This window comes from Campylobacter sp. RM6914, assembly GCF_004803835.1.
Taxonomy (GTDB): domain Bacteria; phylum Campylobacterota; class Campylobacteria; order Campylobacterales; family Campylobacteraceae; genus Campylobacter_A; species Campylobacter_A californiensis.
In genome coordinates this window covers 388,004-403,030 of the sequence record NZ_CP012545.1, presented here as the reverse complement: position 1 = coordinate 403,030, position 15,027 = coordinate 388,004, and the positions used below count along the sequence as shown (strand labels likewise).

Here is a 15,027-nt window from a genome sequence, read left to right as displayed (position 1 = left end):
TCTACTCTATAATCTTTGGAACGACAAAAAAATTTCCTTCTCTTGCAGGTGCATTTTTTAGTATATCGTCTATCACATGGCTGTCTTTTGCAATATCTTCTCTAAGTAAAGTTCCGCCATTTATCGAGCTAACTACGGCATTATCATTGCTAAGATCAAGCTCATTTAAAACTTCTACGAAATTTACGATCTCACTAAGCTGTTGCTTTATCTGCATACGTTTATCGTCACTCACCTTTAGTGATGATAATTTTTCAAGCTTACTAAGAAGTGTGTCATCAATCTGCATAAAAAACCTTTTTATTAAATTTTCAGCTTATTATAACATAACTAAGCTTTATTTTGGGCTGTTTTAAATTTATTATGCTACAATTACAACCAAAAAATTTCAAAGGATAATACTTTGGCTATACAAGAAAATTTAACCGAAATCAAAAAAGAAATAGGCGCGCAAGAGCAATTTTTAGAAAGCGTCATAAAAAGCGAGAGATTTTTTAAAAAATACAAAAAAGCCATTATCTTTTCAGCCATTATCGCAGTGCTTGGCATTGCCGGATTTTACGGCTCAAAAGCAATAAATGCAAATAGAATATCTGCGGCAAACGAGGCATACTCAAAACTTATCTTAAACCCAACCGATGCCGACGCTCTTAAAATTTTAAAAGAAAAAGAGCCTACGCTTTATGCCATACATCAGTTTAAAGAAGCTATGAGAAAAGAGGATATAGCACAAGCTAAAGAGCTTTTATCCTTGCCCATAGATCCGATAGTAAAACAAATCTTATCAAGCCAAATAGGCACACAAGATGGATCTATACTTGCAAACTACGAAACACTTATAAAAGGTTATGAACTTTTAAAAGAGGATAAGATAAATGAAGCCAGAGCAGAATTTGCAAAAATTCCTCTTGACTCGCCACTTATGAATTTAGTAAAAAATTTAGAACATTATCAGGGAAATAAATAATGAAAAAAGCAGTACTTTTCCTAACTTTAGCCATTAGTTTGACCTTTGTCGGTTGTGGAACAAAAAGACAATACTTTGAGCCAGAGAGTGTAAACAAAGAAATCTCTTTATCGCACGACCTGCCTTCTTATATAAAATCAGTTAATCCAAACGGCGCTACCCTAAAAAATGGTAATATAATCACAAAAGACGGTCTTGATACCTCCATCAAGCTCGCAAAAGGTTTTGAACTTTTAAATAAAAGCGAAGATGCCGTCATATCTTCAAACATTAACGGCGATCTTAACGTAAGTGATACTTCAGGTAACACGCTATACTTTGCTAGCTTTAAATCAGCCATAGTTTCAGCCTCACTAGAGGGAAATTTACTGGCTGCAGTGAGCGCTGCAAACCAAATTTATCTGATAGATATATTTGAGGCAAAAACATTAATGCAGTATAAATCATCTGAAATTTATTCAGTTGATTCACGCGTAGTTTCACCTTATTTTATGAGTTCACTTATCATCTACCCATCACTTGACGGTAGAATTTACATAGTGCAAAAAGATAGCGGACGCATACTAAGGGACGTTGTTGTTAGCTCAGAGCCATTTTTTAACAACATCATCTTTCTTGATGTTATCGGTGAAAACATGATCGCTGCAACCGCTAAAAAACTTATCGTTATAAACCCTCAAAGAACTCTTTACTATGACGCAGAAATAAAAAATATCCTTGCAAACGACGAAAACATATATATCTTTAAAAAAGATGGAAATGTCGTTCTTACCGACCTTGGCTTAAGGGTAAAAAATGAAAGAAATTTTAAATTTGCCATCTTTTCAGACGCACTTGCAACAGATAATTATCTTTATATAGTAGAAAAAACAGGATATATTTTTAGAACGGATTTAGACCTTAACAACCCTGAAATTTATGAATTTGACAGCGAAATAGAAGATAAAAGTTTTATGGGCAAAGATGCGTTTTATTATGATGACGAGTTTGTGAATTTTAAATAATGAACCAAAAAATTTGCGAGCTTTTTGAAGATAAAAAAATTCTGCTTAGAGATCTAAGGCGCGTAGATCTTAGTGAATTTTGCAAAAAACGCCTATTTGAAGCATATTTTGGAGTAGATACAAAGGGCTACTATGAGATAGTTTTTATCCGTTATGCAAAAAGTAGGCTTTTAAAAAAAGAGGCTTTAGAAATTTGTGAGTTGTGTAAAAGAATAGAGACAAAATTTGACACCTCTATAAGAAAACGAACCCTCTTCTTTAGCTCGCAAATATGTTCAAAATCGCTTGAAATTTTCAAACAAGACGGTTGGAGAACTTATGATTTTGTGTGATATAGGCAACACCAACGCTACGTTTTTAAAAGACGGCAAAATTTCACGTATGAGCGTAGACGAATTTAGACGATACGAGCCAAAAGAGAGGGTTTATTTTATCTGCGTAAATGATGACCTCTTTGCAAAACTAAAGTCAAATCCAAATTTCATCGACCTTGAGCCTTATTTTGAGATAGATACCATATATCAAGGGTTAGGTATAGACCGCATAGCCGGGTGCTACGGCATAACAGACGGTGTTATCGTGGATGCCGGAAGTGCTATAACTGTGGACATAATGTCAAATTCTATCCATCTTGGCGGGTATATCTTACCAGGAATTTCAAGTATGCTAAAGGCTTATGAGGGCATATCTCCACGCCTCAAACTTCCCATAAATTCACAAATAGACATTGACGCCTTGCCTCAAAAAACAGTTGATGCGGTAAGTTATGGCATACTAAAACCCATAGTCATACTACTTGAAAAACTAGCCGGAAACAAAAAGGTTTATTTTACGGGCGGTGACGGCGAGTTCTTGTCTAAATTTTTCAAAAATGCCGTATGCGACAAAATGCTAGTCTTTCGCTCTATGCAAAAACTAATAAATAATAAAAAGGAAATTTTAAAATGATAACGATTGCACTACCAAAGGGTAGAATCGCAGAAGATACTCTTGAAATTTTTAGGAAAATTTTTGGTTCTAAATTTTTATTTGAAGATCGAAAGCTTATTCTTGAAGAGGAAAATTTTAGATTTTTAATGGTTAGAAACCAAGACATCCCGACTTACGTAACAGAGGGCGCGGCTGATATCGGAGTGGTTGGGCTTGATGTACTTGAAGAGCATAGACCAGATGTTGTAAGACTGCTTGACCTGCACATCGGCAAATGTCGTGTTTGTATCGGAACAAAAGAAAATGAAGAGCTTGACTACACTCAACCGGAGTTAAAAGTAGCAACAAAAATGCCAAATATCACAAGAAACTACTTTGCACAAAAAGCCATCGCCGTAAAGATCATAAAACTATACGGCTCGATCGAATTAGCCCCTATCGTAGGGCTTAGCGACTGTATAGTAGACGTGGTTGAAACCGGAACTACAATGAAACAAAACGGTCTTAAAGTAGCAGAAACAATAATGCAAAGCTCTGCTCATCTAATCGCAAATAAAAATAGTTTTATCATCAAAAAAGATGAAATTCTAAAGCTATACCACAAGATAAAAGAGCAGATAGTTTAATGTTAGGACTGCCTTGTTTTTAGAAATTTATCTATCAACAAGGCACAAATTTTAGTAAGCTAATCGTTAAAATTTTCTATAAAGTCAAGAAAAATTTGATATAACTTATCTACTTCTTCTACTAAAACCCTCTCATCAACGGCGTGAATTCTATCGTTTCTTACTCCAAATTCAACCACGTTTATACCATATTTAGCTAGATATCTTGCGTCACTGGTGCCACCTTTTGTGTTAAGCGAGGGTTTGGTTTTGGACACCTTAAAGACGCTATCACTCATCTTTGTCACAACAACACTATGTTTATCGGTTAAAAACGGTTGTGAGCTTTGTTTTAAGCTAAGCTCGTAACTAAGCCCGTCTAAAACATTTTTTAGATACTCTTTAATCTCATTTTTGCTTGTAAGATCTGAATTTCTCACATTAAACATGATAGAAATTTCATTTGGAGTTACATTGCATACTTGCATACCGCCTCTAATATCTGTGATGACTATCTTGCTAGGACTAAAAAATTCACTTCCGCTATCCAAGTTATAACCTGCGATCTTGTCAAAAATTTTAGCAAGCTGATGGGCGGGATTTATGCATTTTTCAGGATAAGCGGCATGACCTTGCTTGCCCCTAATCACTATTTTACCATTTATAGAACCTCGTCTTCCAACCTTTATCGTATCGCCAAACACGCTATCACACGTAGGCTCGGCAACTATAGCAAATTCTGGCAATGCGTCATTTTCTTTTAGAAATTTTAGCGCCTCTTGCGTGCCATATATCGCCTCTGCTTCCTCGTCGCTGGTTATTATGATAGTAATTTGTCCATTAAAATTTTTTGCATTTTTACAAGCAAGCAAAAATGCCGCAACGCCGCTTTTCATATCTTGCGAGCCACGACCGTAAATATAGCCATCTTTTATAACAGGGCAAAAAGGATCACTACTCCAGCCATCGCCGCTAGGAACTACATCGATATGACCCGCAAAGCAAATATGCCTACCATCACCAAATTTCTTGGTTAAAATTAAATTTTTAACACCGTTTTTTTCTATAAATTTACACTCAAATTCGCTCATAAACTCCGCTATATACTTTAGCGAACCATCATCGTGTGGGGTTATTGACTTAAATTTAAGTAAATTTATTAAAAGTTCGGCAGCGTTCAAATATTTTCGCCCTCCATAGGAGCTCCAAGATAAAAGCCTTGAAATTCATCAACACCAAGGTCTTTACATATCTCAAAAATATCCCTTGAATGGACGTATTCTGCGATAGTTTTTATGCCGATATCTTTAGCAAACGCAACTATAGCGCGTGTAACTACATATGCGTCTTTATTTATATCAAGTTCTCTTATTAAGGAGCCGTCTATTTTTAGATAGTCAGGTCTTAGCTTTAAGATATAAGAGAAATTTGAATACCCCGATCCAAAGTCGTCAATAGCGATCTTAGCGCCCAAATTTTTAACCTTGTCTATAAACATTGTCGCCCTATCAAGATGCTCTATACTCTCATCTTCAACGATCTCAAAGACTATACGATCAGCTACATTTTCGCGGTTTAATAAATTTAAAAGATAAGCACTCACATCGCCATCAGTCATATCTCTACTGCTTAAATTTATGGAGATTATAATGTCTGGATTTGACTTTAGCTTTTCTATACTTTTTTTAATAAGTAGCTTTTCAAGCTCTGCGTAACGCTTGACACGCTTTGATATATCTAGGAAAAGATACGGGGAGACAGTTTCATTACTATCTACTATTCTGATCAGGCATTCGTATTTTAAGATATTTTTATCCGCATCAAATATCGGCTGGTAAAACGGAACGATATTGCCGTTCATGATCGCTCTTTGTATAAGCCTAGAGCGTTCGATCTGGTTTTCGTAGTCGTCTTTTTGACTTAGTACCTTAAAGTAGCACATGTAGTCTTTGTTTAAAGCCCTAGCCATCTTTAGTGCGATCGAAGCTTTTCTTAGCGTTTGGTCATTATCTATCGAAAAGCCTATGCTTGTATTTACCTCGATACCTTCTATCATATCGCCATTTTCGTCTTCCACACTTATAACACGGCCCTTGAACTGACCCAAAAGATCCTCAGCAAGCTCTTCATATCTATCTATAAAAAACGACCCGTCTTCAAGTAAAGCAAAGGTGTCAGCACCTATACAGTAAGCAACCATCTCCTCTTTTTTAGCAAAGTCATCTATCAAATTTGCCATGTAGCTTAAAATTTTATCACAGACAAATTTGCCGTAAAGATCATTCATCTTACCAAAGTCATCAATATCTATCAAAACAACCTTTGGATTTTGCGCTTTTGCGATATCTCTGATTAGAGATTGTTTGTTTAAAAGTCCCGTTGCAGGGTCTGTATATAGTTCAAAGGTTAAATTTTTTATGCGCTCTGTATCATTTTCATGCATTTTTTGATATCGATATTTTGCGTCAAGATAGATAAATATAAACCAAAGCGTTGCAAAAACAAGCAAAAGTGTTCCAAATATAATAAGCGAAAACACCAACGTTAAATTTTGGACAGCCCATTCGGTAAAGTATTTATCTCTAAAGCCTGTTATATTTTGGTTAAAAATTCCCTTAAATCCAACGATGTAATCACCCACGGTTACAAATTTACATGTCAAAACGACATTATCAGGAAGGGAGCGACGATAGTAGTAGTCTTGATGAAAATCATGGTTATTTACCCCAACACAGTCGCGCTCTTTAAATACCGAGCCTACTTCAAATTCGCTACTACTTGAGGCAAGCACCCTATATCCATCTCGTCTTGGGTTATTTTTAAGAAGCACGATGTCGCCGACTGCGCTACCGTTGATAAAATTTTGAAATTTCTTAATGTCTTGTTCGCCCTCGTTTACAAAGTAGTGAACATACACTTCAGTTATAAAATCTAGCTTTTTGTCGGCATTGTAACCAATGTTTATAGTTGCATTTGAGTATTTGTAGTAAAAAACCGCCGAACTTACAAGCAAAAAGAGCAAACCAATAATACTAAGCGCAATGACAGCTGTTTTTATAGCCCCTGTTTGCAATTGTCTTTCGTAATTAAACATTTTATTGCCGCCCTTTTTCTTGATATTTACCATCACTTTATCTATAAATACACTTAAAATCTAACGATCTTTGCACCAAATCCACCCTGACTCGGAGGTGCGTCAAAAAATTCTTTAACACTTGGGTGAGCTTTTAAGAAATTTTTCACAGCCCATGCAAGTCGACCTGTGCCTATACCGTGATATACGATCACCTCATCAAAACCCATAACCAAACTATCACTTATAAATTTATCAAGCTTATCAATGGCTTCATCAGCCCTAAGACCGTGCAAGTCAAGGTTTAAGCTAGCCGACCTTGGTCTGTCTATGGCTAATTTTACGGCCGGCTTCGGTGCTTGCACGGGATTGCCGTTTTTACGAAGTCCAGAAAGCGGGAGTCTAAGTTTTATACCCTCACTTATAACAGTCGCTTCATCTTTTGCTATAGCCTGTACGATGCCCTTTACATTGCCGTATTTTACGTTATCGCCTACTTTTAACTCTTCAAATTTTACACTTTGAGGCTTTTTGATAGAACTTTTTTGCTCGTGAGCCTTGTTTATGGCACGCTGTTTATCTTTTGTATCTTTTAAATTTACGGCTTTTTTCGCTTCGTTTATCGCCTTGAAGTACTCAAGCTCCAGCCTGCTTATCGTTTGCTCGATGCGCTTTTGCTCACGCTCTTTTTGTTCTTTTACCTCACTTAGTAAATTCTCAAGCTTTAGCTCTTTTTTACTTGCACTTTCTAGCTTGTCTTTAAGCTCGCTCTCTAAATTTAAAGTCTTTGTGATGATCTCATTTAAATTCTCTTTGTCTTCGCCGTAAAGCTCTTTTGCCTTAGCGACTAAAGTCATAGGTATACCGTATCTTTGAGCTGTTTCAAAGGCATAAGACTTACCGATAGTCCCCTTTAAAAACTCGAATTTAGGACGCTGTGCAACCTCGTCGTAAAGCGCCGCCACAAGCTCGACCTCGTTGTTTTTAGATAAAAGCATAGCCAGTCGTTTGTGGTGCGTGGTTATTATCATCTTCACGTCTTGTGCGATTAATTTTTCTATTATCACGCTATAAAGGCTTGCAGCCTCTTCAAAGTCAGTTCCAAGCTCTATTTCGTCAACGCCTATTAGTAAGGATTTTTTTGTAAAAATTTTTGAAAACTGAAGCATTCTTCCGGCAAATGTAGATATGTCGTTTTTGACATTTTGCGGATCTTCTATAATAGCGTCAAATTCTTTAAAAGTGCCGATCTTGGAGCCGTTTGGATTAACCCCAAAAGGCAAAAGGTATTTTGAAAGAAATGTCGCGCTTATTATGGATTTTAAAAGCATGGATTTTCCGCCGGCATTTACACCCGTTATCAACAAGACTTTTTTACTAAAATCAATACTCACGCGTTTTGGGTTTTTAAGTGCTGGGTGAGCGAATTCTTTTAAAATGATATCGTGTGAATTATCGTTTAACAAAAAATTAAAGTCATATCTCTTAGCCATTGCAACACGCGCCTGATATGCGTCAAACTGATCAAAAGCAGAGTTTATAAATTTCAAAAATGGCAGCACCTTACTCATCACGCCACTTAAGCGCTTACAGTGTTCGTAAACTATCTCTTCACGCCTATCTATAAGCTCACTTTGCTCCTTTTTAAGCTTATCTATCGCAGTTGGTGTAACATAAAAATATCCGCTTGCACTTCGTGATACCACAACGCCTTTTAGCACATGGTTAAAGCCGCCTCTAACCAGCAAAGCTTCTTGCGAATTTACATAATGCACCTGCGTATCGACAAGATAAGGAGTTATGCTTTTTGAGTATATTATGCGTTTTAATTCAGCGTCTATTTGCTGTTTTTTCATAGCAAAGGCTTGCTTTAATTCGGCAAATCTCACATCCACACTGTCTTTAAACTCACCCTCTTTGTCAAAGCTTTGGGCTAGATCATGCATGTTTTGTTCAAGCTCGATCTTTAAGAGCCATTCGCCTAGTCTTGACTCGAAATTTAGTGTCTTTAAATACAAAAAATACCTCAAAATTTTAGCAAATTCATTTATCTCACTGATATGTAAAACAGCCTGCTTACCAAGACGCATAAGCGCATCATCAAGACTAACGCTTTTTTGGGGAGGCTCATAGTCGTGTCGTGAGAGCTCTTTGATATTTTCAAAATGTATCTTGCTGTCACCTTGCATAAAAAGCGGTTTTGGACGAGACAAAAGCTCTTCAAAGCGGGACATATACTCACTTAAGTCCATTTTTGAGATGATGGCTTTTAAATTCTCGTTTATCACTTTGCACTCTCGCAGTCTGAAATTTTTATCACAAGTCCGCTAAGCTCTTTAAATTCTCGTTTTGGCATGAAACATGATGTGCCAAATTCGTAGTTAAATTTTTCATTTGTAACATTTATATCGCCGCAAACCAAGCTCTTGCCTTGTCTAAATTCCGCTAAAAGCTGTAAGTTTTTATCTGCGGTATCTAGCTTTTTTGTCTCGTAAATATAAGCGAAAATTCCACTAGAAATTATCACAACGGTAATTATGATTTTGATTTTTTTGCTTATGTTTTCGTCTTTTATCATCCATATCGCGCCAAGAAATATCGCGATACCTAAGAAAAATATAACCTCTCTTACCATTTGCCCTCCTTTAAATCACGAATGACATCCTTGTAAAATTCAGGCATTTTCGTTACTTTGTCTATTAATTTTTCTCTATTTTTTTCATTTAAATTTTGAAATTTTATTATGTTAGAAACCACCATGTAAACGCTATTTTCGATTAAAATTTCTATAAATTCATCTTTTAAATTTGTGTGCTTTGAAAGAGCGATATTTATATCTTTTTTATTTAGATCCAAAAGAGCTTTTATCTCTTCATCTGTAAATTCACCTTTTGCTATGAGGTTTAAAATTTTATTTTCGTTTTCGTGGTTAAAATTTTGCGCCAAATTTAACAAATTTTCACTCATTAATACCCGCCTCTAAGCTGCACACTGATATCTCCCGCGCCAAATCCTATAACAAGCCCGTCAGCCAAGCGGTTTTTAACACCAAATTCATCAGTAAATTCGATCGCATTATCAACGCGAGTTATGCAGTCGGTAAATATCGGGTTATAGTCCTTAAATTCAGCCTTCATATCAATATCAACAGGCTTTTCTCCTGCAGCATAAACCGGAAGCATTATAAGCTCGTCAACGTCCTTAAAACACTCTTTAAAGCCCTCTAAATTTGCACTTAGTCTTGTGTATCTATGTGGTTGAAAGACTGCCACGACACGCGAAAGTCCAAGTAGTTTTGCATACTCAAAGGCTGAATTTAAGGTAGCTTTTATCTCGGTTGGATGATGTGCATAATCATCTATCAAGACGAAATTTTTATCTGCACAAAGTATATCAAAGCGCTTTTTTATACCTTTATAGTTTGCAAAATTTTGCTTGATCTGCTTTAGTGAAATTTCATCAAGTGCCGCTAAAATCGCTAAAGAAGCATCGATGGCTATATGCTTGCCCATGCCGTAAGCCTCAAATCTACCTAAATTTTTGAGGTTAAAGCTAGTATATGGCTGAAAATCCCTAACAACCATCGTCATATCCGTTATATCAATACTTGGATAAAGTCGCAACGCATCAAGCTTTAATGTGCTTAAAAACTCATCCTCGGCATTTATCACGCGAACCTTAGCACGCTCTAAAAATCCCCTATAAGCAGCATGAAATTTCTCGATATCGTAGTCGTAATGCTCCATATGTTCGGGCTCGGCATTAGTAACTACGGCAAGATAAGGGTTTGAGTTTAGGAAGCTAGAGTCGCTCTCGTCGGCTTCAAATACAACATTAACACTTGGCTCGTATCTCATGTTTGAGCCAAACTGTTTTGAAACGGCTCCGATTATCGCAGAGCCTTCGATAAGGCTTGAAAGCATGGCGCTCGTTGTGCTTTTACCGTGTGCTCCGGCAACCGAAAACACCTTTTTACCCTCAAGCACGAAAGGTAAAATTTCCTTTCGCGAAAAGCACTCTATCCCGCGCTCTCTTGCCTCTTTTAGTTCTATATTATCATCTTTTATCGCAGCTGAATACACCACAAAGTCTTGATCTTTTATCGCCTCTTTGCAGTGTGGGGTAATGACTTGTATGCCCTCTTGTCTTAATTGTTTAGTGGTTGAACTCTCTTTTATATCGCTACCGCTTATCGTGTAGCCCTTTTCGTTTAAAAATCTAGCGATCGCGCTAATGCCGATACCGCCTATGCCTATAAAATGAACTTTTTTCAAAATTTAGCCTTTATTTCTTATAAATTATCTTTTGCCTTAAAGCAATAGCTTAGATGATCGTTGATGACGCCGATGGCCTGCAAAAACGAATACACCGTAACACTTCCTAAAAATTTAAAACCGCGCTTTTTCATATCTTTTGAAATTTGATCACTAAGCTCGGATCTAGCCGGGATTTGCGAAATTTCATTTAGATTATTTTTTATCCCAACACCGTTTGTAAAACTCCAAATATAATCAAAAAAACTACCAAATTCACTCTGAATAGATAAAAATGCTTTAGCATTTGCACTTAGAGCATTTAGTTTTAGGCGATTTTTTATAATTCCCTCTGTTTGCAAAAGCTCTGAAATTTTACCTTCGTCGTATTTTGCTAAAATTTCAGGTTTAAAATCATCAAACGCAACCCTCATCGCCTCTCGTTTTTTAAGTATCGTGTGCCAGCTAAGCCCTGCTTGCATCATTTCAAGCACGATAAGCTCAAACAAAAGCCTCTCATCGCGCACTATCTCGCCCCATTCGTTATCATGATATGCACGGTAAAGGTCGTCTTTTTCACACCATTCACAGCGCTTTTTATCTTCTGCGATATTCAATTTGTCCCGTGCCTCAAAGAAATTTACTCGCTATAGCGTTAAAACACCAGGTGCTTCTTGCGGTTGCGATCTCTTTTTTATCGATATTTGCTATCAACACACCCTCATCCACACCAAGTCTATCTGCTATCTCGCCAAAAGGAGAAACCACAAGGCTATCTCCATAAAATTTCCATGCTTCATCGTTTTTTACACCTTTAGTTTTATACAAGCCAATACGATTTGCCCTAATGATAAAAATTCCGTTCATAAGAGCACGAAGCTTTAAAAGCTCTTGCCAACGCGAATTACTATCAAACGTGCTTGCCGTAGGCATTAATAGCACGTCGATCTTTTTTCGCATCAAATTCGTAAAAACAGCATCAAAATGCGCCTCATAGCCAAAGGCAACGCCTATCTTTAAATTTTCATATTTAAACGTCAAAAAACTAAGCTCGTCATTTATTTTATTTGCATAAAATTTAGCCTCGTTCCAGTGAGTGTATGGCATTAAAATTTGCTGTTTTATAAATTTAAACTGTCCGTTTGAAAATTTAGCCACACCCTTGACAAAGCCTTCATTTTCGCTCATAACAATGGGTGCGATAATGTTTAGCTCATATCTTTTGCTAAGCTCGCAAAGTGTCCTTTTTTTCTCTTCACTTTGTTGTTTTATGATGTGCTTTGGCATGCTTTCAAGCTCTTTAAAAAAGCTGTTTAAAACGTATTCGCCAAGCAAAACCAGATGTGCTTCTCTGTCCTTGCAAATTTTAAGATAATAATCCAACCTAGCTTCACTCAAAGGAAGTGTAGGAAGCTGTAAAATCGCTATCTTACTCATCGACCTGCTCTATGCTAAGTTTTGCGTTTTCTAAAATTTTACGCGCTTCATCAAGCAAAACTTTGCCTTGTTTATGAAGCTTCAAGCTTTCGTTGATATTTAGCTCATCTTTGTCTAGTTTGGCTAAAATTTCTTCCGCCATTTTTATCTTATCTTCAAAATTTTGTTCGCCAGTTTGCTCGCCCATATCTTTCCTTTAAATTTATCTTTCCAAGGCTCTTTTTACGTAAATATCAAATTTATCTATCTCAACTAAAAACGCATCGTGCCCGTAATCACTCTTTATCTCGATGTATTCGCTTTGTGCGCCTCGCCCCATCTTACAAAAGGCATCGTGAATTTCACTCATGCACTCAGGAGGAAAGAGCATATCACCACTAAATGAGATAAGAGTTATTTGTGACTTAACATGTTTGAGTGCACTCTCAAGTGTGTCATAATGCCTGGTGCAATCAAAGATATTCATCATCTTGGCTATATATAAATAACTTAGCGGATCAAATCTTTTTGGAAAGTTAAAACCGTTATACTCCATATATCTATCAACTTGAAAACGCCCAAAAAGCTCATAAAGTCCATCTGTCTCTACGTAATTTCTACCAAATTTATCATCCATCGAGTTTGGACTTAAAAAGCTTATGTGCCCTGCCATACGACCGTAAGCAAGTCCATTTAAGCCATTTTGTTTGATAAAACTTTCATCGTATTGACCGTTTTTAAACTCAGGATCGCGCCTAATGGCTTCAATCGCGATCTTATTAAAAGCTATCGCCCAAGGCTTGCTTTGATAAGTGCTTGCTAAAATTATGGTCTTTTTTGCAAATTCAGGAAATTCTATAGCAAAGCAAAGTGCTTGCATACCACCCAAACTTCCCCCAATAACAGCATGAGCCTTTTGTATGCCTAGCTTTTTAAAAAGGTTGATTTGCGCTTTTACGACATCACTTATAGTAAGAACAGGGAAATTTAAACGATACTCTTTACCTATACTTTCATCCATGCTAAGCGGCGATGTAGAGCCATAGCAAGAGCCAAGTATGCTAACGCAAATAACAAAGTACTTATTAGTATCAACACCCTTTCCATGACCGATAAGCCCATCCCACCAGCCGTTTTTACTATCTCCGTCGTAACGACCGGCAGCGTGATGAGAGCCGGTGAGCGCATGACAAACAACTATGACATTGCTTTTGTCTTCATTTAACTCACCGTATGTTTCATAGACCAGCTCATACGAACTTAATATCCGTCCGCTTTCAAGATATAGCGGCTCTTTAAATTCGTATTTACCAGTCTTTAAATTTAGCATTAATTCACTTTATAGTTTGGTGCTTCATGTGTTATGACAACATCGTGAACGTGGCTCTCTTTAAGGCCTGCACTTGTTATCTCTACAAATTCAGCTCTTTCTTGTAAAGACTGTATGTCTTTTGCGCCAACATAACCCATAGCGCTTCTAAGACCGCCGATAAGTTGATGTATGACATCTTTCATGCTTCCTACAAAAGGAACACGACCCTCGATACCCTCAGGAACTAGCTTGTCTTGCGCTGTTCCTTCTTGAAAATACCTATCAGAGCTTCCTCTTGTCATCGCACCGATACTTCCCATACCGCGATAAACTTTATACTGACGACCTTGGAAGGTTATAACCTCACCAGGACTCTCCTCACATCCAGCAAGTAAGCTTCCAGCCATAACACAACTAGCTCCCGCAGCAAGTGCTTTTGCTACGTCGCCGGAGTATTTTAAACCACCGTCGGCGATAGTTGGTATACCATATTTTTTAGCTTCTGCCGAACAGTCATCGATAGCTGAAATTTGAGGCACACCAACACCTGCAACGATACGAGTCGTACAAATAGAGCCTGGTCCTATGCCTATTTTTATACCGTCGGCTCCTGCCTCTGCAAGGTCTTTAACGGCTGCCGGATTTGCGATATTTCCAACCACAACATCAACGTCAAACCTAGTTTTTATCTCTTTAAGCGTATCGATAATTCCTTTTGAGTGTCCGTGAGCGGAGTCCATAACTATAACATCAACACCAGCGTTTACAAGAGCCTCCACACGATCAAGTTGGTTTACTCCAACCGCAGCTGCAACCCTAAGTCTTCCGTAACTGTCTTTGTTTGCATTTGGATACTCTTTGCGCTTTTTAAGGTCTTTTATGGTTATAAGTCCGTCAAGTCTGCCGTTTTCATCAACGATAGGAAGTTTTTCCACACGATTTTGAGAGAAAATTTTCTCAGCATCATCAAGAGTGCAGCCTTTTGGGGCGGTGATAAGCGGTGCTTTTGTCATACGATCTTTAACAAGAGTTGTTTTATCAGTCTCAAAGCGTAGGTCACGGTTGGTTAAAATTCCTATAAGTTTATGGTCGTCATCTATCACTGGAACACCTGAAATATGAAGTTCCGCCATTAAATTTAGCGCCTCTCCTACAGTTGCGTCTGGTTTTATAAATATAGGATCGATTATAACACCGCTTTCGCTCTTTTTAACACGTCTTACCTCTCTTGCTTGTGCTTCGATGTCCATATTTTTATGAATAACTCCGATACCGCCAAGCCTTGCCATCATGATAGCAGCGCGGTGCTCTGTTACGGTATCCATGGCTGCTGATACGATAGGGATATTTAGCGAGACGTTTTTACTAAAACGAGCCTTTATATCAACTTGCTTTGGTAAAACTTCAGAATACTGTGGCATAAGTAGCACGTCTTCAAAGGTCAAAGCTCTCTTAACTATCTTCATA

Annotated in this window: 17 protein-coding genes; 5 read left to right on the top strand and 12 right to left on the bottom strand. The window is 37.4% G+C overall.

Annotation, left to right across the window (positions count from 1 at the left end; genetic code table 11):
- Position 1: 1 nt before the first annotated feature.
- Positions 2-289: an Asp-tRNA(Asn)/Glu-tRNA(Gln) amidotransferase subunit GatC gene (gatC, locus tag CCAL_RS02110; protein ID WP_170016191.1), complete on the bottom strand. Its 288-nt coding sequence runs from the start codon at positions 287-289 to the stop codon at positions 2-4.
- 114 nt (positions 290-403) lie between these two features.
- Between gatC and CCAL_RS02105 the strand changes: the two genes are divergently transcribed.
- From CCAL_RS02105 to hisG, 5 genes are read left to right on the top strand one after another with little or no spacing between them, the layout of a single operon-like run.
- Positions 404-967 carry a YfgM family protein gene (locus CCAL_RS02105; RefSeq protein WP_170016189.1) on the top strand — a complete coding sequence of 188 codons (564 nt, stop codon included), beginning with the start codon at positions 404-406 and terminating at the stop codon, positions 965-967.
- Entirely contained in the window at positions 967-1,971 is a 1,005-nt protein-coding gene (locus CCAL_RS02100) for an L-seryl-tRNA selenium transferase (protein WP_169936092.1), read from the top strand. Before CCAL_RS02105 ends, CCAL_RS02100 begins: the two co-directional genes overlap by 1 nt.
- Positions 1,971-2,303 carry a hypothetical protein gene (locus tag CCAL_RS02095; protein WP_169936090.1) on the top strand — a complete coding sequence of 111 codons (333 nt, stop codon included), beginning with the start codon at positions 1,971-1,973 and terminating at the stop codon, positions 2,301-2,303. The genes CCAL_RS02100 and CCAL_RS02095 overlap by 1 nt, the downstream gene beginning before the upstream one ends.
- The gene (locus tag CCAL_RS02090) at positions 2,290-2,919 is read left to right on the top strand and encodes a type III pantothenate kinase (RefSeq protein WP_169936088.1); all 630 of its coding nucleotides are present in this window, start codon (positions 2,290-2,292) and stop codon (positions 2,917-2,919) included. Before CCAL_RS02095 ends, CCAL_RS02090 begins: the two co-directional genes overlap by 14 nt.
- The gene (hisG, locus tag CCAL_RS02085) at positions 2,916-3,527 is read left to right on the top strand and encodes an ATP phosphoribosyltransferase (RefSeq protein WP_170016186.1); all 612 of its coding nucleotides are present in this window, start codon (positions 2,916-2,918) and stop codon (positions 3,525-3,527) included. Before CCAL_RS02090 ends, hisG begins: the two co-directional genes overlap by 4 nt.
- A gap of 59 nt (positions 3,528-3,586) precedes the next feature.
- Here the strand turns inward: hisG and dapE are convergent, their stop codons facing one another.
- From dapE to guaB, 11 genes are read right to left on the bottom strand one after another with little or no spacing between them, the layout of a single operon-like run.
- Positions 3,587-4,687 carry a succinyl-diaminopimelate desuccinylase gene (gene dapE / locus CCAL_RS02080; RefSeq protein ID WP_170016184.1) on the bottom strand — a complete coding sequence of 367 codons (1,101 nt, stop codon included), beginning with the start codon at positions 4,685-4,687 and terminating at the stop codon, positions 3,587-3,589.
- Positions 4,684-6,600, bottom strand: a complete 1,917-nt coding sequence (locus CCAL_RS02075; protein WP_170016182.1) for an EAL domain-containing protein — start codon at positions 6,598-6,600, stop codon at positions 4,684-4,686. The genes dapE and CCAL_RS02075 overlap by 4 nt, the downstream gene beginning before the upstream one ends.
- A gap of 53 nt (positions 6,601-6,653) precedes the next feature.
- Positions 6,654-8,831, bottom strand: coding sequence for an endonuclease MutS2 (locus tag CCAL_RS02070; protein WP_194239114.1), 2,178 nt, complete (start codon positions 8,829-8,831; stop codon positions 6,654-6,656).
- A gap of 32 nt (positions 8,832-8,863) precedes the next feature.
- Positions 8,864-9,214 (bottom strand): hypothetical protein, encoded by a 351-nt coding sequence (locus CCAL_RS02065; RefSeq protein ID WP_169972103.1) that lies wholly within the window; start codon positions 9,212-9,214, stop codon positions 8,864-8,866.
- Positions 9,208-9,546 (bottom strand): hypothetical protein, encoded by a 339-nt coding sequence (locus CCAL_RS02060; protein ID WP_169936076.1) that lies wholly within the window; start codon positions 9,544-9,546, stop codon positions 9,208-9,210. The genes CCAL_RS02065 and CCAL_RS02060 overlap by 7 nt, the downstream gene beginning before the upstream one ends.
- On the bottom strand, positions 9,546-10,853 hold the full coding sequence (gene murC / locus CCAL_RS02055) for a UDP-N-acetylmuramate--L-alanine ligase (protein ID WP_170016178.1): 1,308 nt from the start codon (positions 10,851-10,853) through the stop codon (positions 9,546-9,548). The genes CCAL_RS02060 and murC overlap by 1 nt, the downstream gene beginning before the upstream one ends.
- Positions 10,854-10,870: 17 nt before the next feature.
- Entirely contained in the window at positions 10,871-11,449 is a 579-nt protein-coding gene (locus CCAL_RS02050; protein ID WP_194239109.1) for a DNA-3-methyladenine glycosylase I, read from the bottom strand.
- Positions 11,450-11,462: 13 nt separating this feature from the next.
- Positions 11,463-12,269, bottom strand: a complete 807-nt coding sequence (locus CCAL_RS02045) for a carbon-nitrogen hydrolase family protein (protein WP_170016176.1) — start codon at positions 12,267-12,269, stop codon at positions 11,463-11,465.
- The gene (gene xseB, locus CCAL_RS02040; protein WP_169936070.1) at positions 12,262-12,456 is read right to left on the bottom strand and encodes an exodeoxyribonuclease VII small subunit; all 195 of its coding nucleotides are present in this window, start codon (positions 12,454-12,456) and stop codon (positions 12,262-12,264) included. The genes CCAL_RS02045 and xseB overlap by 8 nt, the downstream gene beginning before the upstream one ends.
- Positions 12,457-12,471: 15 nt before the next feature.
- The gene (gene metX, locus CCAL_RS02035; protein WP_170016174.1) at positions 12,472-13,578 is read right to left on the bottom strand and encodes a homoserine O-acetyltransferase MetX; all 1,107 of its coding nucleotides are present in this window, start codon (positions 13,576-13,578) and stop codon (positions 12,472-12,474) included.
- A complete protein-coding gene (gene guaB, locus CCAL_RS02030) occupies positions 13,578-15,026 on the bottom strand; it encodes an IMP dehydrogenase (RefSeq protein WP_169972107.1) in 1,449 nt (482 codons plus the stop codon). The genes metX and guaB overlap by 1 nt, the downstream gene beginning before the upstream one ends.
- Position 15,027 lies beyond the last annotated feature (1 nt).